The following is a 23,312-nucleotide window of genomic DNA, read 5'->3' on the forward strand; positions in this document are numbered from 1 at the left end:
ATAGTGCGGCTATCTTTCTTCAGAGTGCGTTCAGGTTCGCTGTCCTATCGCACATCTGTAGAATTTCATTTGCGTGCTAAGTTTGCGGTGCAGCAAGCGACAAGCCTGTCCGATTTTGCGTTTGAGGATCATCAATGTCAGCATTCAAGCAGGGGGCCGTGGCCCTCATCATCGTGGCGGGTGCCGGTTTCGCTTGGCTGAAGCTAGATCCGGGTGCGGTGACGAGGCTTGAGCAGGTTGGGTTGGCGCATCCCGCTTTAACCGCGCTTGCAGCGACCGGCGCTGACGAATCGGCACCTGCCGCGGGCCCGGGTGGGGCTCCCGGCGCCGGTGGTCGCGGCGGCATGGGTTCGCAGGCGCGGCTTGTCATGACCGAACCCGCGGGCCGGGCACAGGTCAATGACCGATTGTCGGCGATCGGCAATGGCGAGGCTGTGCGCACGGTCAACGTCACGCCCTATGTGACGGGTAACCTCGAAGAAGTCCTCGTTCGCTCGGGACAATCGGTCGAAGAAGGCGACGTCATCGCACAGCTTGCCTCCGACGAGCAGGCCATCGCCGTCGAACGGGCGCGCCTTGACCTGGAAGATGCCGAAACCACGCTGCAGCGGCGCCGGACGCTGCGCGAATCCTCCGCGTCGTCCGTCGCCAATGTCGAGATCACGCAGGCCGAGCTCGCGGTGCAGACCGCACGTCTCCAACTGCGCGAAGCCGAGCTCAATCTCTCGCGCCGCTCGATCACCGCACCGATCGGCGGCGTCATCGGCATCGTCTCGGTCAATCCCGGCGACTACGTCACGACCACCACTGAAATCGTGCGCATCGACGACCGCACGGAGTTGCTGGTCGATTTCTGGGTGCCCGAACGTTTCGCCAACATGATCGACGTCGGCTTGCCCGTCAAAGCACACGCGATTTCGAGCCCAGATCAGGTGCATGAAGGCGAGATCAGCGCAGTCGACAACCGCGTCGATCTTCAAAGCCGCACGCTTTGGGTTCGGGCGTCGATCCCGAACGAGAACGATCGCCTCCGCGCCGGCATGTCCTTCTCCGTCGAACTGACCTTCGATGGTGACGATTTCCCGACGGTCGATCCGCTCGCACTGCAGTGGAGCGCGGAAGGCTCGTTCGTCTGGCGCGTGGTGGACGGTCGCAGCGAGCGCGTGCCTGTCCGCATCGTTCAGCGCAATTCGGATTCCATTCTGGTCGAGGCCGAGCTGAAGGAAGGCGACGACGTGGTCGTGGAAGGCCTAATGCAGCTGCGCGATGGCGCCGAAGTCGTGACCGTGACGGATGATGCCGGTGAAGAAGCCGGTGATGCTGTCGCGGTCGGCCGCGATGGTCTTCCGGTCGCACGAAATAATCCGGTCACGCCGTCCGCCGCACCGTCGGGCTCTTGAAAGCCTCCAATTGTTCGCCGCCTCGATCCTGGACCCGTCTAGGTTTCGAGATCAGCCCCGAGACATCGTTCCGAGAAAGCGCATTTGATGAGCCCAACGGAGATCCGCCCCAGTGACGACCAGCGCGCGGCCGAACAACTGGCCGACCGTGAGGAGGAGGCGCTTTTTGCTAACCGCTCCACCGGCGGCATCGCGCTTTTCGTCCGCCGCCCGATCTTCGCGTTCGTGCTCAACGCGCTGATCATCGTTGCAGGGCTTGCTGCCTTCGTCGGCATCGAAATCCGCGAATTGCCGGATGTAGACCGTCCCGTCATCACCGTGCGTACCTCATTCACAGGCGCTGCGCCCGAGACGATGGACCGTGAGGTGACCGAAGTCGTTGAAGGTGCGGTCGCCCGCGTTTCCGGCGTTCGGTCGATCTCCTCGTCGTCGGAGTTCGGCGACAGCCGGGTCACGATCGAGTTCAACGACAATGTCGATCTGGATGTCGCAGCGTCGGACGTGCGCGATGCGATGGGTCGCGCGCTGGGCCAGCTTCCCGATGACGCTGACGACCCTATCATCGTCAAGGCCGATGCGAATGCACAGGCCATCATGCGATTGGCGGTGACGGCCGACGCCATGAACATCGAGGATCTGACGATCCTCGTGGAAGACGAAGTCGTCAACCGACTGGCCGCCGTGGAGGGTGTGGCCGACGTTCAGGTCTATGGCGACCGCCAGAAGATCTTCCGCGTCGATGTCGATCAGACCAAACTTGCTGCGCGAGGCCTGACGGTCGGCAGCATGCGGGCGGTCCTTGATTCCGTTTCATACGACGTACCCGCCGGCTCGCTTTCGAGCGCCAACCAGGACCTCGTTGTCCGCGCGACTGCGGATGTCACGACGCCCGAACAGTTTGAGCAACTCTATATCGACGGCCGCGTGCGGCTTGGCGATGTCGCGACCGTGACGCTTGCCGCCGACGATGGCGCGAGTGGCCTCCGATCGAACGGCCGGACCGGTGTCGGCCTCGGCATCATCCGGCAAGCGCAGTCGAACACGCTGAACATCTCATCGGGTGTTACGGCTGCCGTTGCGCAATTGCAGGCGGACGTGTTGCCGGATGGCGTGCAGATCGCGATCACCAGCGACGACGCCGTCTTCGTGGAAGGTGCGCTCCACGAGGTCGAACTCGCGCTCGCCGTTTCAGTGGTGGCCGTGCTGGTCGTCATTTTCCTGTTTCTTGGCGATTGGCGAGCGACGCTGATTCCGATGCTGACGCTGCCCGTGGCGCTCATCGGTACGCTTGCAGCAATGTATCTCGCGGGGTTCTCGCTCAATATCCTGACCCTGCTCGCCATCGTGCTTGCGACAGGTCTCGTGGTGGACGATGCGATCATCGTGCTTGAGAACATCGTGCGGCGCCGGGCCCAGGGCGTTGGCCGGCGCGCCGCGGCAGTGATCGGGACGCGCGAAATGTTCTTTGCGGTCGTTGCGACCACGGCGACGCTTGCAGCCGTCTTCGTGCCGATCTCGTTCCTGCCTGGCCAGACAGGTGGCCTGTTCCGTGAATTCGGCTTCGTGCTCGCCTTTGCCGTTGCTCTGTCGTCGCTCGTTGCGCTGACGCTTTGCCCGATGCTGGCTTCCTTGCTTCTCACGAAGGATTCGCTGCCGCACACGGAGGGCAGTCGCAAGTCGCTGAAGATGCGTGTCGCTGGTGCGAGTGCCAAGCTCTATAACCGGGCCCTGGCGGCCTGCCTCAATGCGCCATTCATCGTCGTGCTGGTGTCGGTGCTGTTCCTCGGTGCGTCGCTCCTGGCTCTGGGTGGCGTGCGGCAGGAGCTCACGCCAGCAGAAGACCGCTCATTTGCGCTGATGCGGGTTTCGGCACCGCAGGGCGTCAGCCTCGACTACATGGGCGTGCAGGTTCGCAAGATCGAGCAGGCGCTGCAGCCGCTGATGGACAGCGGCGAAATCCGCAACATCTTCACCAATACCGGGCAGGGCGGCGAACCGAACAGCGCGTTCGTTGTGATGACGCTGGCGCCCTGGGGCGAGCGCGAGCGCACCCAAGCCATGATCGTGGCCGATATCAACGCGGCCGTCGCGCAGGTGCCGTCGGTTCGCGCCTTCGCCATCCAGCCGAACAGTCTCGGCATCCGTGGGGCCGGCAATGGCCTCCAGTTCGCGATCGTCGGCAATACCTATGAATCGCTTGCCGACTCCGCCGATCAGATCGTGCGGCGACTGGAGGACGATCCACGGTTCAACCAGGTTCGGCAATCCTTCGAAACCACGCAGCCGCAGCTTTATGTGTCGATCGACCGTGACCGGGCCTACGATCTCGGTATCGACATCACCGGCCTCTCCGACACGATCCAGGCGATGGTCGATGGGCGGGAGCTCGCCGACGTATTCGTCGATGGCCGTGCGGTGCCGGTGCTGATCGAATCGACGACCAACCCGATCAACGACCCGACGGATCTGGAAAATATCTTCATCCGCACCGCTGACGGCAAGAATGTACCGATGGCCACCATCGCGACGGTGGAGGAGCGGGCGATCGCGCCTTCGCTCGACCGCGAGCGTCAGCTGCGCTCCATCACGATCAACGCAGGACTAGTCGGCGATTTCCCGCTCGGGGAAGCGCTGAGCGAGGTTCAGGCGATGGCGGACGAGATTCTCCCGGCCGGCGAACGCATCATCCCCTTGGCCGAAGCGGCGACGCTGCAGGAGAACTCCAGCGGCATGCTGATTACCTTCGGCTTCGCCATCCTGATCATTTTCCTGGTGCTGTCGGCCCAGTTCGAGAGCTTCGTCAGCGCCCTGATCGTCATGGCGACGGTGCCGCTCGGGCTCGCCTGTGCGGTGTTTGCGCTGGTGCTGACCGGTGGCAGCCTCAACATCTACAGCCAGATCGGTCTGGTGTTGCTGGTCGGGATCATGGCCAAGAACGGCATCCTGATCGTGGAATTTGCCGACCAACTCCGCGACCAGGGGCGCAATGTGCGCCAGGCCATCGAACAGGCCTGCGCCATTCGCCTGCGCCCGGTCATGATGACGATGATCGCGACGATCATCGGTGGCGTGCCGCTCGTGGCGGCGTCAGGCGCGGGCGCGGAAGCGCGCATCGCTCTCGGCTGGATCATCGTGGGCGGGCTCGGTCTTGCCGTTGCGGCGACGCTGTTCGTCACGCCGGTCGCCTATCTGCTGCTGGCCCGGTTCAGCAAGCCGCGCGCAGCAGAGGAAGTGAAGCTGCTCGGCGAGCTCGATGCGGCCGCGGCAATGCGAAACACATAGCAGAACTGACAGGAGCGCCGCCTATTAGCGGTGCTCCTCCTCGCTAGCCGCAACAAGCCGGGCATTGTAATATTCGAGCGCTTGGACTTGGCTTGCCCATGCGATGAGTGTCGTTCCGCTCTTCTCGTCGAGCACCGGGAGGCGGGAGTGCCCGCCCTGGTCGAATAGACGCAAGGCGCGCTCCAGCGTGTCGGACGATTTCAGGGCATCCGGCTGTTTTTCACGGTCGAACGAGCCTTCGCTGTCGGGCTCTATCGGTGTCATGAAGTCCATCACCTTGATCGCGTGGCGCAAGGTCTGGTGGGGCCCTTCCTGGACGAAGATCCCGCGGCTCGCCAATTGCCATTGAAAATAGGAATGGCCGTGGAGCGCATGGTTGATGCCATGGGCAATCGCGACGCAAAGCAGCAGCGCGACCGACAGCGCATAGCCGCCGGTCAATTCGAAGACGATCACTGTCGTCGAGATAGGAGCGCCAAGCACAGCGCCGGCGACAGCGCCCATGCCAAGGATGGCGTAGAGGGACCGGCTCGATGCGAGGTCAGGGAAGAGGGCAGCCGCCACGATGCCGAACGCGCCGCCGGTCAGGGCGCCGAGATAGAGAGCCGGCGAGAAGATGCCGCCGCCGAAGCGGGAGGCGAGTGTGATCGCGGTCGTGATCGTCTTTGCCACGATGAGGACCAGCATCAGGACAAGCGGCAACTGCCCCCATAGCGCGAGATCAGTCACTTCGTAGCCGACGCCGAGTACGTGCGGCAGCACCATACCGATCAGGCCGATCGCGGCACCACCGATGACCGGTCGCGTCCAAAGCGGCACCGTCATCCGCCGCGCAAGGAAATCGGCTGAAAACAAGGTGAACTGAAAGCCGATGGCGACAAGGGCAGAGACGACCCCGAGCAGGGCGAAGGCTGGGAACTCCCAATAAGACGTGATGCCATAGGCTGGCAGCATGAAAGCGGCGGCATCACCGAAATAGACGCGCGACAGAACGCCTGCGACCGTCGAGGAGATGACGATCGGCACGAAGGCACGCATGGCGTAGTGGCCGAGAATAACCTCATGGGCAAACAGGACGCCTGCGATCGGGGCATTGAAGCTTGCCGAGACCGCCGCCGCAACGCCGGCGCCGAGCAGGGTCCGACGGCTCCACTCCGGCAGCGAGAGATGCCGTGCGATGCCGCTTGCAAGGGTCGCGCCGAGATGGACCACGGGTCCCTCGCGTCCGGCGCTGCCGCCACTGCCGAGCGAGATCGCGGTGATGATCGAAGACAGAAGCCCCTCGCGAAAGCCGATGGGCCGCCCTGACATTGCGCGTGCCTCGATCACGTCGGCCACGCCTTGCGTGCGCTTCGAGGGCATCAAATAATGCAGCAGCAGCCCGACGACGAGGCCGCCGACGACCGGTGCCAGGAAGATGACGTAAGGAGGAACCTCTCGCGCCGCGCTCAGAACGCGCTCCGACCGATCGCCGAGCCATAACAGCTGGACGAGACCGATCGCCTCGCGGAAGGCGATCGCCGCAAGTGCAACGCCTATACCGATCAGAAGCGACAGGAGCCAGAGAAGGGAAAGTCGATCGCGGCGAAAGGCGTTGAAGTTCGGTGCGATCCAACTTTTCAGCAGGCGCGGAAGTCCGGCAATGTAATCGGGCAGCACAGGTTTCAATGCTGCCTCCGCCAGACCATTGGCGCACACATCGCTATCAAGGCTGCTGCCGTTTCAATGCGATGCCGCGACCGATCGTGGCTGGTTGCGGCAGCGACTGGTGGGCGGCGGCAAGAGCATCGATTTTCTCGCGGATATCATCCGGAATGGTCGCCACCTTTCGAACGTTCATGTCGATGTGCAGCAGCAGCGTTTCGCTGGTGGCCGACAGCCAGCCATCGGTGTGGAACAGTTCCTGATAGAGATGAAGCCGTTTGGCATCGTGGTTCACGAGTTGCAGCGAGCAGCGGGTCATGTCGCCCGCATGCACTTCCCTGACATAACGGACATGCGCCTCGGCGGTGAAGAAGCTCAGCTTGCGCTGCTCTATACACTCCGGCCCGCAATTAAGCTTTTCGAACAGGTGGTCGACCGCGTGATCGAAGAGGACGTTGTAGTAGGCCATGTTGAGATGACCGTTGAGGTCGATCCACTCCTGGCGCACTTCCTCGGGCGGAGCGAAGACCGGACTATCAAAAAGCATGGATCGTCCTGCTGCTTCGATTGTATCAAGGTGCAGATGACACTTTAACGGTCGAGGCCATGCCTGCAAGGCAGGCGATTGCATTGGGGTGGAGGACGAGCAGTGGCTTTGGCGGATATCCGATCGGGCGCGCGGGACGAGACAGCGATCGGCGAGGTGCTCCGGGCCTTGCGCGATCGGTTTGGCGATCGGCTGCAGACAGGCGAGGCGATGCGGGCGCAGCATGCGCACACCACGACCTATATCGCCGGGCAGCTGCCCGACGGCGTGGTGTTCGCCGAAAGCGCGGAGGATGTGAAGATAGTCGTTCAGATCGCGGCGGCACACCGCATTCCGATCATTCCGTTCGGTGTCGGCAGTTCGCTGGAAGGTCATGTGAATGCGCCGAATGGCGGGATCTCGCTCGATATGTCGCGGATGAACCGCATTATCGAGGTCAATCCCGAAGACATGGATTGCACGGTCGAACCCGGCATCACCCGCGAAGCGCTCAATGCTCAATTGCGCGATACGGGCCTTTTCTTCCCCATCGATCCGGGCGCCAATGCCAGCATCGGCGGCATGGCATCGACGCGCGCATCCGGGACCAACGCGGTGCGCTACGGCACGATGCGGGACAATGTCATCGCGGTCACGGCCGTCACGGCAAGCGGGGAAGAGATCCGAACGGCGCGCCGCGCGCGCAAATCTTCCGCGGGCTATGATCTCACCCGCCTTTTTGTAGGTGCCGAAGGCACGCTCGGTGTCATCACGTCGGTGACGCTGCGGCTTGCCGGCATCCCGCAGGCCGTGTCCGGTGGTGTGTGCGCGTTCAAGACGATCCATGATGCCTGCTCGGCGGTCATCATGACGATCCAGATGGGGATACCCGTCGCCCGCATCGAACTGCTGGATGCTCTGCAGATCCGGGCCTGTAACGCCTATTCCGGGCTCAACTATCCCGAGACGCCGGCATTGTTTCTCGAATTTCACGGTACGGAAGCGGGCGTGCGCGAGCAGGCGGCCCTTTTCGCAGACATCGCGGAAGAGTGCGGCGGCGGCACTTTTGCCTGGGAAACGGACCCGGAAGCACGGGCGCGACTCTGGAAGGCGCGGCACAATGCGTATTGGGCGGCGCTGCAGCTTCGGCCGGGTGCCGGCGCGGTCTCAACCGATGTCTGCGTTCCCATCTCCAAGCTAGCGGAATGCGTCGAGGAAACGCAGCGAGACATCATCGAGACAGGCCTGATCGCGCCGATCGTCGGCCATGCGGGGGACGGTAATTTCCATGTGCTCGTGCTGATGGACATGGCCGATACCCTTGAGATCGAGCGCGCGGAAGCCTTCATCGGGCGGCTGAACGCACGGGCGCTCGCTTTCGACGGCACGTGTACCGGCGAGCATGGCATCGGACAGGGCAAGATGCGCTATCTGCCTATGGAACTCGGCGGCAGTGTGGACCTGATGCGATCGATCAAGCGCTCGCTTGATCCTCACGACATCATGAACCCCGGTAAAATCTTTGATTTGACGTGATTCTCCCGTATCAGTGCGGGGCTGGATCCGGCCGGTAGCCCGTTACGGATCGCCGTTGCTACCCGCAGTTCAAGGAGTCTTTTGCGCTGGCTCGTCTGTTCGTCTTCATCGGCAGCTTGATCGTCGTCGTCCTGTTTGCAGCGCTGATCGTTCCTCCCTTCGTCGATTGGAGCAACTATCGCGCTGAATTCGAGCGGGAGGCGAGCCGTATTCTTGGCCAGCGGGTCGTGGTTCACGGCAGCGCCGACGCCAGGCTTCTGCCGTTCCCGTCGGTCACCTTCAACGATGTGGAGGTGGGCGGATCGGCCGGCGAGGGCGTTCCTGCCGAAGACGCGATGATGCGAATCGCGCGATTCTCGATGGATGCCGAACTGGCGCCTTTTCTCAGCGGGGAGGTGCGCATCTTCGACATGCGCATCGAAGACCCGCATCTGACGGTACAGCTCGACGAGAATGGCGTCATCGACTGGGCGCAACGGACCGAACAGGCGCTGCCGACTGCCAACGTCGTCCTCGAGCGGGTCGCGATCACCAATGGCCATTTGACCGTCCAAGATGGACAGAACGGGCGCGTGCATGAAATCGAGGATGTCCAGGCGACCGTCTCGGCGGATGCGCTGATCGGTCCCTGGCGCGTCACCGGCACCGCCCGGCGGGGCGACGAGAGCGCTGCCTTCTCCATCACGACCGGATCCGTGAACGATCAGGGCACGATCCGCGTCACGACGCGGCTTTTGCCCGATCGCCATCCGATTTCGCTCGAGCTTGATGGCGATGCCCGTTTCGTGGACGGTCAGCCTCGATACGCCGGCAATTTCGTGGTGCAGATGCTACGCGCGCAGGCAACGGACGCCGTTTCACAGCCCGTGGCGGCGGAGCCTGCAGCGGCGGCGCTGCGCGGCAGCGGAAGGTTCGAGGCGGAGAGCGACCGGCTTCGCATTCCCGATTATCGCCTTGAGGTCGGTGCTGCCACCGACCCTTACGTCGTCACCGGTGAAGCGACGCTCGATACCGGTCCCGAGCCTGAATTTCTCGTCATTGCGGACGGCCAGCAAATCGATGTCGACCGGATCGGCGATGCCGGTTCGGCAACGGGGGATGAGGCGGCCACTGACGGTCAAGCGACTGAAGCCGAAACCGACGAGCCTGTGGTCGCGCTTTCAGCCGCCGAGCGGGTCGCCACTTTCCGCGACATCATCGCGCAAATTCCGATCCCCGATCTTCCGGGCAGCGTCAGTCTCAATCTGCCGGCGATCGTGGCGGGAGAGACCACGCTGCGGGATGTCAGCATCGAAGCGGCTCCCGATAATGGCGAAGCCTGGCGGGTCGATCGATTCCGCGCATCGCTGCCGGGCCGCACGCAGATCGAAGCGTCGGGTGACTTGGCTTTAGGTGAGGATTTTGGCTTTACCGGCGATCTCGTCGTGGCGTCGAGTCAGCCGAGCGGCCTTGCTTCATGGTTGCGCGGCTCCGTACCGCCGGCCATTCGCGGGCTCACCGCTGCCGGTTTCCAGGCCGCCGTGCAGCTGACAACGGGCTATCAGCGCTTCGAGAACCTGGAACTTGCGATCGGTCCGGCGACCCTTCAGGGCCGCTTCGAGCGCGTGACGCAATCGGAAGTGCCGTCGCTCGCGGTCGATCTTTCCGGCGACACGCTCGATCTCGACGCGCTTTCGGCGCTGGTCGGGCTGTTCGGCGATGGTGAGAGCCAGCCCGGCATCGCAGGGCATGATCTTGCGGCGCGATTCAGGGCGGAGAATTTCACGGCCGACGGGATCGCGATGTCCGATGTCGACACGGCATTTACCTATGGCAGCGGGCTGCTCGACATCGAGCGGTTGTCGGTTGGCGACATCGAAGGTGCTGCAATTTCCGCGGTCGGCGTTTTCTCCGATCTGCGCATCGAACCGCAGGGGCGGGCAGACATCCGCATTTCCTCCGAGAATCCGGCTGCGGCGCTGGCTCTGGCCGAGCGCCGGTTGCGGGGCGTGATCGACCTGTCGCATTTCCGGCAGAACGCCGCGCTTTTCCGCGAGACGGATCTGACTGTCGAACTGACGCTCGGCTCGGCGCGCGATGCACCGCGTCAGAACGGCAGCAGCGGTTATTCGCTCGATATCGAAGGCATGAGCGGCGGCAGCACCATCGCCGCCAGCGTGTCGAGTGATGTTTCTACAGTCGGCGCTGATGTTCCGCTCGATCTGACGTTCGAGGCAGAGCATCCGCGCTCCGATCATCTTCTGGCGCAGATCGGATTGCCGGTTCTGCCCTTCGATGTCGGCGGGCCGATGCGCATTGACGGTACCGTGGACGGGGTTCTTTCCAACAGCGCTTCGGTCGCGGCGACGCTTGCCAGCCCGGGATTATCCCTGCGGGTCGATGGCGCCGCGTCGTTTGCGCAATCACGCCTCACGGCCGGCGAGCTGGATGTCGTGCTCGCCGCTGAGGACCTCGATCCTTATCTGCTGCTGACGGGGCTCGGACTGCCGGGTTTCGGCAGCGGTCTGCCCGCCGATCTCACTGCCAGCGTCACGGTCGAGAACGATCTCTGGAGGATCGAGCGGCTGGAAGGGCAGATTGCGGATAATCCGTTGTCGGCCGACTTGACCGTCAGCCGTGACGAAGATGTCCGCATCGACGGATCGCTGGACATCGGTTTGCTCGATCTGCCCTGGCTCGCCGAAGCGCTGGCAGGCGCTCCGCTTCGTGCCGGCGATACCGGAGTGTGGTCCGATCGAGAGTTGCTGCAGACCTCACCCTATCCGTTCGTCCTGGATATTGCCGTCACGGCTGATGCGGCGGAACTGGGTCACGCCGAACCTGCCCAGACGCTCTCGACGCGGCTTGGCTATCAGGACGGCACGCTGATGCTGTCCCAGACCGAAGGCGAATGGCTGGGCGGACGCATCTCGGGGGATACGGCTTTCGGTGTCGCCGACGATACGGGCGTCGTGCGGCTGCAGGCGCAGCTGGTCGACGCCGATATCGTGCGGATCTTCGCCGACCAGCCCGAACTCGAGAACCTGTCCGGCCGGGCAGGGATCGCCATCGCACTCGATGGCACCGGCAAAAGTCCGCAGGCGGTGGTTGGAGCACTGAACGGATCGGCGACACTGCAGCTCGACGACCTCCGCATCGACGGCCTCGATCAGCAGGCTTTCACTGCCATTCTTGCGGGTGCAGATGCGCAAGGCTTTATCATCGACGAGGCGACCGTCACGGATCTGGCCGCCGAGGCGCTGGATGCAGGCGCTTTCACCTCGAGCAGGCTGGCATTGCCGATCAATGTGGCCGGCGGCGTTGCTCGCGCCTCCAGCATCGTGATGCAGGGCGAGGGCGCTTCCTTATCGGGTGACGGTGCAGTCGATCTTCGCACCATGGCGCTGAACGCCACTTTCGATCTTGCTTTCGAGGCCGGAGACGAAGCGATGCCCGGCGCATTGCCGGCCGTTGACGTCGCCGTGCGCGGCACTTTGGAGGCGCCGGAGGTTTCGCTGACGGCGATCGACCTCGCCAATTTCCTGTCGTTGCGTGCCTATGAGCGTGAGCGACGCCGGGTCGAACGGGTGCAGGCGGCCGTGCTAGAAAAACAGAGGCTGCGCCGCGAAGCAGCGCTTCTGCGTGCCGATATCGCCGCACGGGCCACGGAGCGGGAAGAGCGCGCTGCAGCCGAAGCCGAGCGGTTGGCGCGGGAAGCGGAACGGCAGGCGGAGGAAGCGGCACGGCGTGCAGCCGAGGCGCAGGCAGCGGAAGATGCGCTGCGCGATTTTCCGCCGCCGGAGGTGCCGCTACCGGCTGCGCCACCCTTCCAGATACCCCCGAGCGATGTGCCGGGCGAACAGCCGGCGCTCGAAGGCTGGGATCAGCCGTTCGACGAGCAAAGCTTCGACGGCCAGGCGATCAATCCGCCACTGCCTGGCGACGTGCCCGCCAATGGCTTGCCTACCGGACCCGCTCCAGCACCTGATTTCCAGACGCTTCCCGGGGTCGATCTCAACGCTGTCGAATGATCAACGGATCAGTGGCCGGCGGAGGCTTTGAGCGCAGCCAATACGTGAAGCCGGATTGCGGAGGATAGATTGCAGTCCGGCGCCCGTTCCGCGTCGATCTCGCCGATCAAAGCCGCGATCGGCAATTCGCGTGCTTTGGCGAGTGCCTGGAGCTCCGTCCAGAACGCGTCTTCCAGTGAAAATGAGGTGCGGTGGCCGCTCAGCGAAACCGAATGCTTACGGATCATGCCGTCACACCCGCAGCGGAACGAGAAGCGGGTGCGTCAGTTTCCATCGTCCGGCTTGACCGGCTCTGGCGTTTCACGGCGGCCGGCCTCCAAGCGTCTGTCGACGAGCGTGTTCAGCGCTGATGTCGCCTGCTTTTCGCTTTTCGTGCGACCGAAGGTGATGCGGTTTTGAGCCGCGCGGCTTTCGTCCTCTGCCCGTTTGCGGCGCTTTCGAGCCTGGCGCAGATTGACGATATCGCCGGACATCGTCGGCTCAGTTCTTCTTGCGAAAAGCGTCGAGCGACACGACGTCGGCGCCGGACTTCTTGCCGCCCTTTGGCTTGTCGTCGTCGCCTTCACCGGATGCTGCCGGCGCGTCGTCGAGCGGGCCTTCCATCAGCGAAGCGACAGGGTCCAGCATCTCGTCTGAGTCCTCGTCGCCAACGAGCGAGACTTCGCCGGGTGCGCTGTCGAACTCGAGCTCGAAATTGACAGAGGGATCATAGAACCCGCGCACGGCCGAGAACGGGATCACGAGCTTTTCAGGCGTATCGGAGAAGGACAGGCCGATCTCGAACAGTGTCTCGGTGACTTTCAGATCCCAGAACTGGTGCTGGATGACGATCGTCATCTGGTCCTGGTACTTCTTGCGCAACGCCGGCGAAATGCGCACGCCCGGAGCGTTCGTCATGAAGGTGATGAAGAAATGGTGCTCGCCGGGCAGCGAGCCCGTTGCGGCGCATTCCGATAGCACTTTGCGGATCACGCCGCGAAGCGCGTCCTGCGCAAGAATGTCGTAGCGGATGTGGTCCTGCACCATGGGGCCATTTCTTTCTTATTCGCTGTTTCGGCCGACCGTGCGAGTCGGCATGCGACGTCTATAGACCAAATCATTGAGAAGGTGGAGGCTTCTGTTGCCAGGTGCCTCCGGACCCCGCCTAGCCGAGCATACCGACTAGGGCTTGAATTGAAACTGTCGCGCTGCCCTTAGGCGGCGAGACGAGCTTCTGCATAGTTGTCGTTTGCAACTACAAGTTTGACCCGATAACGGTGGTATCATGCCGGGCAAAAAGTCGATCTTTACACTCCCGTCGATCCTATTTCGCCCCCATCATCAACCGGCCTGGCATGCGCGCATGCAACCGTCGGTTCATGGTGGAGGCGCCGGGTACCGCCCCCGGGTCCGAAGAGCTTATTACACCGCCCGTTTATTGCCATAGTCGCCTTGCGACGACAGTCGAGATATAGGGTTTCCGCCGCTCGATTGAAAGAGGGAATGCGGATCGATCCCGGCAGATCGCACGTGACGCGCTCGTGAAAAGGCGTGTGATGCGCGTTGCGCGAAGAGATGGCATCCATGATCCAGGATTTCGTCGTGGATGGATGTCGTGATGAAACGTCGCATGCTGCTTGCTGTATTGACCGTCGGTGCCTTGTGGCCGTTGATGCCGAAGGCGCAGGCAGAGAAGGCCGATCGCTGGTTTACCGGCCTGGTCAACGGTGTCGCGGTCGGCGGCTATGACCCCGTCGCCTATTTTACCGAAGGCCGGCCCCGGCGCGGCGATCCGGCGATTGCACTCACGCATGAGGGCGCTGTCTTCCACTTCGCGACTGTCGAAAATCGGCAGGCATTTAGCGCCGATCCGGATCGCTATGCGCCACAGTTCGGGGGGTATTGCGCCTACGCGGTGGCCGAAGGCTACACCGCCAAGGGCGAGCCCGAAATCTGGGACATCGTCGACGGTCGGCTCTATCTCAATTACAGCCGCGGCGTTCAGCGGACCTGGCAGAGCGATATCCCCGGCTATGTGCGTTCGGCGCAGACCAACTGGCCGAGGCTTTCGAAGTAGTTTTGCTTTCCTGTTGATGGCATCGCGCGAATTCGTGCGTTCACGGCGCTGAGCTTCTATAGTCGGCGCCCGACAAGCGACCTGCGGTGAGTGGCATGAAGCAGTATCAGGATCTTCTCGAGCACGTGCTGGAGACCGGCGTCGATCGCATGGATCGCACCGGAACAGGAACGCGTGCCGTGTTTGGCTACCAGATGCGCTACGATCTGGCCGCAGGCTTCCCGCTGCTGACGACCAAGAAGCTGCATCTGAAATCGATCGTCCATGAGCTGCTCTGGTTTCTCAAGGGCGATACCAACATCGCTTATCTGAAGGACAACGGCGTTTCGATTTGGGATGCCTGGGCGGACGCGAACGGCGATCTTGGCCCGGTGTATGGCTATCAGTGGCGCTCCTGGCCGAAGCCCGATGGCGGGCATGTCGATCAGATCGCCAACGTCATTCACCAGATCAAGACGAACCCCAATTCCCGCCGCTTGATCGTCTCGGCCTGGAATCCGGCGCTGGTCGACGAAATGGCCCTTCCGCCCTGTCACTGCCTGTTCCAGTTCTACGTGGCGGAGGGCAGACTGTCCTGTCAGCTCTACCAGCGCTCCGGCGATATCTTCCTCGGCGTGCCGTTCAACATCGCTTCCTATGCGCTGTTGACGATGATGATCGCGCAGGTCTGCGGGCTCGAGCCCGGCGACTTCGTTCACACGCTCGGCGACGCGCATCTTTATTCGGATCATTTCGAGCAGGCGCGCGAGCAGTTGCAGCGGGCGCCGCGGACATTGCCGAAGATGGAGCTCAATCCGAGCGTCGATGATGTCTTCGCCTTCACCTTCGACGATTTCACGCTGTCGGGCTACGATCCACATCCGCACATCCGCGCAAAGGTCGCCGTGTGACCGATCCCATCGTTTCCATCATCGTGGCCGTGGCTTCAAATGGCATCATCGGCCGTTCTGGCGAGATGCCCTGGCGTTTGTCGACAGATCTCAAGCGGTTCAAGTCGCTGACGATGGCAAAGCCGATCATCATGGGTCGGCGCACCTATCAATCTATCGGACACGCGCTGCCGGGCCGCACCAACATCGTGCTCACGCGCGACGATGTTTTCCATGCGGACGGCGTGACCCGCGCGGGCGACATTCGGGAGGCTCTGCGCCTCGCGCGCCAGGCTGCGCATGCCGATCGTGTCGACGAGATCTTTATCATCGGCGGCGGTGAGATTTACGAGCAAGCACTGCCCTTTGTGGATCAGCTGCATGTAACCCATGTGGAGGCGATGCCGGAGGGCGACACGCATTTTCCGCCGATCGATGCGGACGACTGGGAGTGCCTGGAAGAGGTCTCCGTTCCCGTCGGTCCGTCGGACTCAGAACCGACGCGCTATGCGGTGTACCGTCGCAAGCAGCGCTAGACACTGCGCTTGGCGGCCGAAATCGTCCGTCGCTCCTGGCGCGCTGCGTTGAAAGCACGGCCAGTCACACCTATAACGCATTTGAGACATAACGATAAAAATGCGTGTTCCGGCGCGTGGTTCCCAACAGCCGGCACGACGCTTCCAACAGAATGAGGACTGAATGCCCTGGAGTAATCAGAATGGCGGCGGCGGCCCTTGGGGCGGCGGCGGTGGAGGAGGAGGCAACAACCAGGGCCCATGGGGTCAGGGGCCTCAACGTCCTAATGGTGGGGGCGGCGGTGGCGGCAATCGTCCGCCAGACCTCGAAGAAATTATTCGGCGTGGCCAGGATCGACTGAAGAACGCGATCCCGGGTGGCGGCGGGCCAAGCCCAGCCCTGTTCGGTCTGATCGGCGTCGGTCTTGTTGCGCTGTGGCTGTTCCAGTCGATCTATACAGTTCAGCCGGATGAGCGCGGTATCGAGCTTCGCTTCGGCGCTCCCAAGGACGAATTGTCCATGCCCGGCCTGCACTTCCATTTCTGGCCTTTCGAAACGGTTGAGCGCGCCACGATCGTCGAGCGCCAGATCAATGTGGGCGGCGGCGATCAGGCCAACAGCACGCAGGGCCTGATGCTGACGGGCGACCAGAACATCGTCGATGTCCAGTTCTCGGTTCTCTATTCCGTGACCGACCCCGCGGCCTATCTCTTCAACCTGCAGCGCCCGGAAGAAACCCTGCGCCAGGTTGCCGAAAGCGCCATGCGTGAGATCGTCGGTCGCCGTCCTGCGCAGGACGTTTTCCGTGACAATCGTGAAGCGATTGCCATGGAAGTTACCGACGTCATTCAGGTCACCATGGACCGTTACGGCTCCGGCATGTCCGTCAACACCGTATCGATCGAAGATGCCGCGCCGCCGCGTGAAGTGGCCGATGCGTTCGATGAAGTGCAGCGTGCCGAGCAGGACGAAGATCGCTTCGTCGAAGAAGCCAACCAGTACGCCAACCAGCAGCTCGGACAGGCGCGCGGTCAAGCCGCCCAGGTCCGCGAAGAGGCCGCTGCCTATCGCGATCAGGTCGTGAACGCCGCAGAAGGTGAGGCGCAGCGCTTCGTTTCGATCTACAACGAATACGCTACGGCACCGGAAGTGACGCGCAAGCGCATGTTCCTCGAAACGATGGAAAACGTGTTCCGCGATTCCAACAAGTTCATCGTCGAGCAGACGGGTGGGCAGGGTGTGGTTCCCTATCTGCCATTGCCTGAGGTCAATCGGCAGGCGCAGCAATCGCAAAATCAGGGAGGGAACCAGTAATGGGTAACAAGCTTCCCGCTATCATAATCGTCCTGGCGGTCGTCGTTTTCGCGGTGTTCTCGTCCATCTTCGTGGTCAACGAGCGCGAGCAAGCGATCGTCGCCCGCTTTGGTGAAATCCGTGCGGTGCACAGCGAGCCAGGCCTCTATTTCAAGCTGCCGTTCACGTTTGCCGGTGCCGACACGGTACAGTTCGTCGAAGACCGTGCCATGCGCTTTGACCTGGATGACATCCGCGTTCAGGTATCCGGTGGTGCGTTCTATGATGTCGACGCTTTCGTCGTTTATCGCATCCAGGACGCCGAGCGTTTCCGCCAGGCGGTGTCGGCCGACATCGTTTCCGCGGAAGCCCGTCTGAGAACGCGTCTCGATTCGGCTCTTCGTCGGGCTTACGGTCTGCGCGGTTTCGAAGCGGCGCTTTCCGAAGAGCGGCAGGCGATGATGGATGAAGTCGCGTCTCAGCTGCGCACAGACGCCGAAAACCTCGGCCTCCTCATCGAGGACGTGCGTATTCGCCGGACCGATCTGACGCAGCAAGTTTCCCAGCAGACCTATGAGCGCATGATCGCCGAGCGTCTTGCCGAAGCCGAACTTATCCGCGCTCGCGGTCGTGAAGGGGCGCAGCGCCTGCGCGCCGTCGCCGACCGTCAGGTGGTCGAGATCGTTTCGGAAGCGACCCGTGACGCTGAAATCGTTCGAGGTGAGGGCGATGCCGAGCGTAACCGCATCTACGCCGAGGCCTATTCGCGAGACGAAGATTTCTTCGATTTCTATCGCTCGATGTCGGCTTATGCGGTTTCGCTGAGCCAGGATTCCGATACGACCATGGTGCTTTCGCCGGATTCGGAATTCTTCCGTTACTTCCGCGATGCGTCGGGCGGCACTGTTCCGGTCGCAAGCGGCGCCGAGCAGCCTGTCACGCAGCCTGCTGACGAAGGTGCGGATAACGCAGGCGATGCCGCTGCGGCACCTCAGCCGTCGACGCCTCCGGTCGCCACCGAGCCTTCGACAGGCGCGACCGAGTAAGCGGGCGCAATGAGCGGTCTGCTCGTGGGCATAGGCCTTGTCCTCGTCATAGAGGGTCTGGTCTATGCCGCAGCCCCCACCGCCATGCGTAAAATGGCCGAACGATTGCCGGAGCTGTCTGATCAGACACTCCGGCTTTCGGGTATCATGGCCCTGGCAGCAGGCGTCTTCGTGATCTGGCTTGTCCGCGGCTGAACTTGGGCGCGGCTGACGCGACGAAGCCCTATTTCCGCCGCGGCGGAATGAACTATTATACCCATGCAACCGGCAGGCTCGCCGGATGCAATCGCAGGGAGAAGGCGGCAATGACCCACACGATCAGCGTAGCATCGAGATGGGCGCGTTCGCTCTCGCTTCTCGCAGCCGTCTCGATCCTTCCTCTTCCGGCCGCTGCGCAGGAAATGGCGGACCCTGTTCCGCCCCGCGCACCCGTTGATGGCCCTGCCTCGGTGGCGGACCTTGCGGAAGGCCTTCTCGATTCCGTCGTCAACATTTCGACGTCACAGCGCGTCAGCGACGACGAGACATCACCGATGCCGCAAATCCCCGAGGGCTCGCCTTTCGAAGATTTCTTCAATGATTTCTTCGGTGAGGAAAACGGCCAAACCCCGCCGGTTCCGCGCTCTCGCCGCGTCAATTCCCTCGGATCAGGCTTCGTCATTTCCGCTGACGGCCTGATCGTGACCAACAACCACGTGATCGAGCAGTCCGACGACATCGAAGTGAACTTCGCCGACGGCACCTCGCTTTCGGCTGAAATCGTGGGTACCGACCCGCAAACCGATCTTGCGCTGCTGCGGGTCGAACCGCCCGAGCCGCTCGACCATGTCGAATTCGGCGATTCCGATGCCATGCGCATCGGCGACTGGGTCATGGCGATCGGCAATCCGTTCGGGCTTGGCGGGTCGGTCTCCATCGGCATCGTGTCGGCACGCGGCCGTGACATCAATGCCGGCCCCTACGATGACTTCATTCAGACGGACGCGGCCATCAACCGCGGCAATTCCGGCGGCCCACTGTTCAACATGCGAGGCGAAGTCATCGGCATCAACACGGCGATCATATCGCCAACGGGTGGAAGCATCGGCATCGGCTTTTCGGTCCCGGCAGACTTAGCCGTTAATGTCATCAATCAGCTGCGTGATTTCGGTGAAACCCGCCGTGGCTGGCTCGGCGTCCGCATCCAGCCGGTCACCGACGAAATCGCCGAAAGTCTCGACATGGGCCGCGCGCGCGGCGCCCTCGTGGCTGGCGTGATCAATGGCGGTCCTGTCGATGACGGTACGATCGAGCCCGGCGATGTCATTCTCGAATTCGACGGCCGTCCCATCAACGACATGCGCGATCTGCCGCGCATCGTGGCCGAAAGCCCCGTGGGCGATGTGGTCGACGTTCTTATCCTGCGCAATGGCGAAGAGCAGACAGTCGAGGTTACGCTCGGTCGACTGGAAAACGGTCAGGAACAGGCCGAACTCGGCGCCGAAGGCGAAGAGCTTGGCGAGGAGGAACAGAGCGCCACGGTCGATCTGCTTGGGCTGACGCTCAGCGCATTGGATGATGAGCAGCGCGACGCCTTCGGCATCGATGCTGCGGTCAACGGTGTGCTGATCGCAGACGTCTCCGAAGGATCGGAAGCGGAGGAGAAGGGTGTCGTCGCCGGCGAAGTGATCGTCGAGATCGCACAGGAAACGATGGCGACGCCGGCGGATGTCGAGGCGCGCATTTCCGAGCTTCGCGAAGAAGGGCGTCGCAACGCGCTTTTGATGGTGGCGGAGGCAGATGGAACGCTGCGTTTCGTGACCTTGCGCATGGATTGAGCCGAGGTCCCGAAGGATCGACGGAGCCTGCTGTCAGGAAACGGGATCGGCCCGGCGCTTTGCCCATTGCTCGCGGGTGATGCGATAGACGACGCATTGGCGCAGATGGGCCAATTCATCCGGGATGCCGGGATAGTCGAAGGTGTATTCCGGCAATGCCTGCATGCCAATCTTGCGCATCACGCCGGTGGAGGCATGATTGTCGTGGACGGCGTAGGACATGATCTCGTTGAGGCCAAGAGTGTCGAATCCATATGCCAGCCAGGCCTCAGCAGCTTCGCTGGCATAGCCGTTGCGCCATGACCGCTCGGCGAGCCGCCAACCGATCTCCACGCAGTGCTCGGCATAGTGGGGCAGACTGGAGCACGGCCTGATGCCGGCGAACCCAATCGGCTCTCCTGTCGCCTTCACGGTCACCGCGGCAAAGCCGTAGCCGAGGTCGTCGATCTCCGACCTGATCTCGTCCATCTTCGCATCGGCCTCGGCGCGGTTGCGCCGAAACTCGAAGAACCGCATGACCGCTTCGTCCGAGTTGATCTCGTGAAAGAGCGCGCGGTCGCTGTCGACCCAATTGCGGAGGATGAGGCGGTCGGTCTCGATGGGCGTCATGTGACGAAATTCGTCTTCCGATAGCCCTGCATGTAGAGGAGGGCGGTGAGGTCGCCGTGATTGATGCGGTGGCGCGCGCGCGCGGCGACGGCGGGTTTGGCGTGAAGTGCCACGCCTGCACCGGCCCGCTCGATCATGGCGAGATCGTTCGCGCCATCGCCAACGGCCATCGCATCTTCGGTCTCGATGCCGCGGGCCTGGCAGAGTTCCAGAAGTGCATCCAGCTTCGCCTGCTGGCCGAGAATCGGCTCCTGAACCGCGCCGACGAGTAGGCCATCGGCATCCAAAAGCACATTGGCGCGGTTTTCATCGAAGCCGAGCATGCCGGCGACAGGCCCGGTAAAAGCCGTGAAGCCGCCCGACACCAGCGCGGCGTAGCCACCATAGTGCTTCATCGTCGCGATCAGTTCCCGGCCGCCGGGCGTCAGCGTGATGCGCTCGGCGATGACCTTTTCGATCACCGAAACCGGCAGGCCCTTCAGGAGCGCCACGCGTTCGCGCAGTGCCGGCTCGAACGCGATTTCGCCGTTCATGGCACGTGCCGTGATGGCTGCGACCTTGTCCTTCAGGCCAAGTTCGTTGGCAAGCTCGTCGATGCATTCCTGGCCGATCATCGTGGAATCCATGTCCGCCAGGAGGAGGCTTTTCCGACGGGTTTCGGTGATCTGCACGACCACATCGATCGGCGCATCACCAATCATCGAAGCCAGCAGAGACTCGGCGTCGGCCTTGTCGTGTCCGTCACGCAATGCGATATCGCAGGCGATCCCGTCGGCAAGCCAATAGAGGCCGGCAGCCGAGAGGCGCTCGGCGGCAGCTTCTGCGAGAGATGGGGTGAGGACCGGCCTCGAAGGCGCAGCAATCAGCGTGGCGACAAGGGCCATTACAGAACTCCGGGGGACAGATGGATGCGATCCTGATAGCGGGGCCGACGGCCAGCGGCAAGTCGGCGCTGGCGCTGGATCTGGCCGAGCGGATCGGCGGCGTGATCGTGAATGCCGATTCCATGCAGGTCTATGGCGCGCTTCATGTCCTCACCGCACGCCCGAGCCAGGCCGATACCGAGCAGGTGGAGCACCGCCTCTATGGACACCGGCCGGCGGATCAGGCCTATTCGACCGGTGAGTGGATGCGCGAGGCCGCCGAAGTGATTGCCGATGTGCATGCGCGCGGCAAAGTCCCGATCGTCGTTGGCGGCACGGGCCTTTATTTCGAGGCGCTCCTGGGTGGGCTGGCGACGATGCCGGATATTCCCGAACCGATCCGCATGGCGCGTCGCGCTGAGCTGCTGGCCAACGGGCCGGCGGGGATGCATCGCGAGCTTGCATTGCGAGATGCAGAGACGGCGGCACGCCTTTCGTCCAACGACGGCCAGCGGATCGCGCGCGCACTGGAAGTTCTGGATGCGACCGGGAAGTCGATCAGCGTGCTCCAGGCAACGCGCGGTGAGCCGGTTCTCAATGCTGGGGACACCCGCCGCATCCTCCTGATGCCCGAGCGCGGCATGCTGACCGGACGCATCGATCGCCGGTTCAGGCAGATGGTCGAGGGCGGCGCGCTGGATGAGGTACGCGGGCTGCTCGATCTGCATCTCGATCCATCGATGCCAGCGATGAAGGCGATCGGGGTGCCGGAGCTTGCCGCGCATCTTGGTGGCATGCTCGATCTCGAAAGCGCCGTCGAGCAGGGTGCGGCGGCGACACGGCGCTATGCGAAGCGGCAGACGACGTGGTTCCGCAATCGCTTTTCAGAGGACTGGCACCGGATTTCCAGCCCGACACTTAGCAATGTCGATCTGTAATTAATCCTAAGACAACCAACTGCCGGTAGCTTTTAGTTTTGAAGCGCTGGCACGAGAGGGTCCGTTAGGCCGATGCGTCTGCACAAGGCAGAGCTGCTGTTCTTTTTCCTGGTCATCCTGATTGGATTGACCGGGTTTTTCAGCTGGAGCGCGTTTCGGCATGTGGATTCTTTCGTTGCACAGGCGCGCATTGCGGACATCGACCTGATTTACCGGTTCACGTTCCTCAGCGCCGTCTTTGCAGGCCTGGCAATCGTTTGCGGTGTTTTTCTCGTCTATCCAATGATCTGGCACGGCCTGCGCGAGCAAGGTGAACTGCGCCGGATGACGGCGTCTCTCAGCGCGCGGTCGCAAACGCTGGAATATGCGGCGGTCACGGATCCGCTGACCGGCCTCTACAATCGCCGCTATTTCGATGACGCCCTCAATGAGTACCTCTTGGCGTTTCGCGATATTGAAAAGCCGATGGGCATGATCCTGCTCGACATCGACCATTTCAAGCAGGTGAATGACACCCATGGCCATGATGTGGGCGACGAGGTCCTGCGCCAGATTGCGGCATGTCTCGCCGATTTCACGCGCTACCATGATGTGGTCGCCAGGCTCGGCGGTGAAGAGTTCGCTATCCTGTCGCCGAACGTCAATTCAAGCCAGCTCTACGGCCTTGCGGATCGTGTCCGCACCGCGATCGGGTCGCTGAAGGTCGGCACTGGAAACGTGACCCTGCGCATTACGGTCAGTGCCGGCGTCGCATTGTGGGATGGCCAGGAAAGCGGCGAGCATCTCTACAAGCGCGCCGATGCGCAGCTTTACGAAGCCAAGCGGCAGGGCCGCAACCGCGTCTGCGCCTGATCTTCTTAGAATATATATGATGGTGCAGCGCGAGGCAGGTTTCGTCCTGCCTCGA

The 23,312-nt window shown here is 62.6% G+C and carries 20 protein-coding genes and 1 other RNA gene; 13 read left to right on the top strand and 8 right to left on the bottom strand.

Features of this window, described 5'->3' with window-relative positions; genetic code table 11:
- Window positions 1-134: 134 nt before the first annotated feature.
- On the top strand, window positions 135-1,400 hold the full coding sequence (locus QQL76_RS05165) for an efflux RND transporter periplasmic adaptor subunit (protein ID WP_499206663.1): 1,266 nt from the start codon (window positions 135-137) through the stop codon (window positions 1,398-1,400).
- Window positions 1,401-1,487: 87 nt separating this feature from the next.
- Window positions 1,488-4,682, top strand: a complete 3,195-nt coding sequence (locus QQL76_RS05170) for an efflux RND transporter permease subunit (RefSeq protein WP_499206664.1) — start codon at window positions 1,488-1,490, stop codon at window positions 4,680-4,682.
- Between the two features lie 24 nt (window positions 4,683-4,706).
- On the opposite strand, the gene QQL76_RS05175 is transcribed toward QQL76_RS05170, so the two are convergent.
- Together QQL76_RS05175 and QQL76_RS05180 are read right to left on the bottom strand one after the other, a co-directional pair.
- Window positions 4,707-6,341, bottom strand: coding sequence for a chloride channel protein (locus tag QQL76_RS05175; RefSeq protein ID WP_499207118.1), 1,635 nt, complete (start codon window positions 6,339-6,341; stop codon window positions 4,707-4,709).
- A 46-nt stretch (window positions 6,342-6,387) separates the two neighbouring features.
- Complete coding sequence (locus QQL76_RS05180) at window positions 6,388-6,873, bottom strand: thioesterase family protein (protein ID WP_499206665.1); 486 nt, start codon at window positions 6,871-6,873, stop codon at window positions 6,388-6,390.
- A 102-nt stretch (window positions 6,874-6,975) separates the two neighbouring features.
- Between QQL76_RS05180 and QQL76_RS05185 the strand changes: the two genes are divergently transcribed.
- Both QQL76_RS05185 and QQL76_RS05190 read left to right on the top strand, forming a co-directional pair.
- On the top strand, window positions 6,976-8,388 hold the full coding sequence (locus QQL76_RS05185) for an FAD-binding oxidoreductase (protein WP_499206666.1): 1,413 nt from the start codon (window positions 6,976-6,978) through the stop codon (window positions 8,386-8,388).
- A gap of 95 nt (window positions 8,389-8,483) precedes the next feature.
- A complete protein-coding gene (locus tag QQL76_RS05190; RefSeq protein ID WP_499207119.1) occupies window positions 8,484-12,398 on the top strand; it encodes an AsmA family protein in 3,915 nt (1,304 codons plus the stop codon).
- 8 nt (window positions 12,399-12,406) lie between these two features.
- On the opposite strand, the gene QQL76_RS05195 is transcribed toward QQL76_RS05190, so the two are convergent.
- The 4 genes from QQL76_RS05195 to ssrA all read right to left on the bottom strand — a co-directional run bounded on the left by QQL76_RS05195 (window position 12,407) and on the right by ssrA (window position 13,878).
- Window positions 12,407-12,625, bottom strand: coding sequence for a ribbon-helix-helix domain-containing protein (locus QQL76_RS05195; RefSeq protein ID WP_499206667.1), 219 nt, complete (start codon window positions 12,623-12,625; stop codon window positions 12,407-12,409).
- A 36-nt stretch (window positions 12,626-12,661) separates the two neighbouring features.
- On the bottom strand, window positions 12,662-12,871 hold the full coding sequence (locus QQL76_RS05200) for a DUF4169 family protein (RefSeq protein ID WP_499206668.1): 210 nt from the start codon (window positions 12,869-12,871) through the stop codon (window positions 12,662-12,664).
- 7 nt (window positions 12,872-12,878) lie between these two features.
- The gene (locus QQL76_RS05205; RefSeq protein ID WP_499206669.1) at window positions 12,879-13,424 is read right to left on the bottom strand and encodes an SspB family protein; all 546 of its coding nucleotides are present in this window, start codon (window positions 13,422-13,424) and stop codon (window positions 12,879-12,881) included.
- 80 nt (window positions 13,425-13,504) lie between these two features.
- Window positions 13,505-13,878, bottom strand: a transfer-messenger RNA (tmRNA) gene (ssrA, locus tag QQL76_RS05210).
- Between the two features lie 117 nt (window positions 13,879-13,995).
- On the opposite strand from ssrA, the gene QQL76_RS05215 reads away from it, so the two are divergent.
- The 7 genes from QQL76_RS05215 to QQL76_RS05245 all read left to right on the top strand — a co-directional run bounded on the left by QQL76_RS05215 (window position 13,996) and on the right by QQL76_RS05245 (window position 19,995).
- Complete coding sequence (locus QQL76_RS05215; RefSeq protein WP_499206670.1) at window positions 13,996-14,454, top strand: YHS domain-containing (seleno)protein; 459 nt, start codon at window positions 13,996-13,998, stop codon at window positions 14,452-14,454.
- Window positions 14,455-14,549: 95 nt separating this feature from the next.
- A complete protein-coding gene (locus QQL76_RS05220; protein ID WP_499206671.1) occupies window positions 14,550-15,344 on the top strand; it encodes a thymidylate synthase in 795 nt (264 codons plus the stop codon).
- Complete coding sequence (locus QQL76_RS05225; protein WP_499206672.1) at window positions 15,341-15,859, top strand: dihydrofolate reductase; 519 nt, start codon at window positions 15,341-15,343, stop codon at window positions 15,857-15,859. The genes QQL76_RS05220 and QQL76_RS05225 overlap by 4 nt, the downstream gene beginning before the upstream one ends.
- Window positions 15,860-16,022: 163 nt before the next feature.
- Window positions 16,023-17,153 (top strand): protease modulator HflK, encoded by a 1,131-nt coding sequence (gene hflK, locus QQL76_RS05230; protein WP_499206673.1) that lies wholly within the window; start codon window positions 16,023-16,025, stop codon window positions 17,151-17,153.
- On the top strand, window positions 17,153-18,178 hold the full coding sequence (hflC, locus tag QQL76_RS05235; RefSeq protein ID WP_499206674.1) for a protease modulator HflC: 1,026 nt from the start codon (window positions 17,153-17,155) through the stop codon (window positions 18,176-18,178). The genes hflK and hflC overlap by 1 nt, the downstream gene beginning before the upstream one ends.
- Window positions 18,179-18,187: 9 nt before the next feature.
- On the top strand, window positions 18,188-18,373 hold the full coding sequence (locus QQL76_RS05240; RefSeq protein WP_499206675.1) for a DUF2065 domain-containing protein: 186 nt from the start codon (window positions 18,188-18,190) through the stop codon (window positions 18,371-18,373).
- Window positions 18,374-18,483: 110 nt separating this feature from the next.
- Window positions 18,484-19,995, top strand: coding sequence for a DegQ family serine endoprotease (locus QQL76_RS05245; protein WP_499206676.1), 1,512 nt, complete (start codon window positions 18,484-18,486; stop codon window positions 19,993-19,995).
- A gap of 33 nt (window positions 19,996-20,028) precedes the next feature.
- Here QQL76_RS05245 and QQL76_RS05250 read toward each other — a convergent pair whose 3' ends face one another.
- Together QQL76_RS05250 and serB are read right to left on the bottom strand one after the other, a co-directional pair.
- Complete coding sequence (locus QQL76_RS05250) at window positions 20,029-20,604, bottom strand: GNAT family N-acetyltransferase (protein ID WP_499206677.1); 576 nt, start codon at window positions 20,602-20,604, stop codon at window positions 20,029-20,031.
- A complete protein-coding gene (gene serB / locus QQL76_RS05255; RefSeq protein ID WP_499206678.1) occupies window positions 20,601-21,488 on the bottom strand; it encodes a phosphoserine phosphatase SerB in 888 nt (295 codons plus the stop codon). The genes QQL76_RS05250 and serB overlap by 4 nt, the downstream gene beginning before the upstream one ends.
- Before the next feature lie 20 nt (window positions 21,489-21,508).
- Here serB and miaA point away from each other — a divergent pair, with 20 nt between their 5' ends.
- Window positions 21,509-22,405 (top strand): tRNA (adenosine(37)-N6)-dimethylallyltransferase, encoded by an 897-nt coding sequence (gene miaA, locus QQL76_RS05260; protein WP_499206679.1) that lies wholly within the window; start codon window positions 21,509-21,511, stop codon window positions 22,403-22,405.
- 72 nt (window positions 22,406-22,477) lie between these two features.
- Window positions 22,478-23,257 carry a GGDEF domain-containing protein gene (locus QQL76_RS05265; protein WP_126009540.1) on the top strand — a complete coding sequence of 260 codons (780 nt, stop codon included), beginning with the start codon at window positions 22,478-22,480 and terminating at the stop codon, window positions 23,255-23,257.
- Window positions 23,258-23,312: the final 55 nt, after the last annotated feature.

The organism is Rhizobium albus, from assembly GCA_030160035.1.
Lineage (GTDB): Bacteria > Pseudomonadota > Alphaproteobacteria > Rhizobiales > Rhizobiaceae > Georhizobium > Georhizobium albus.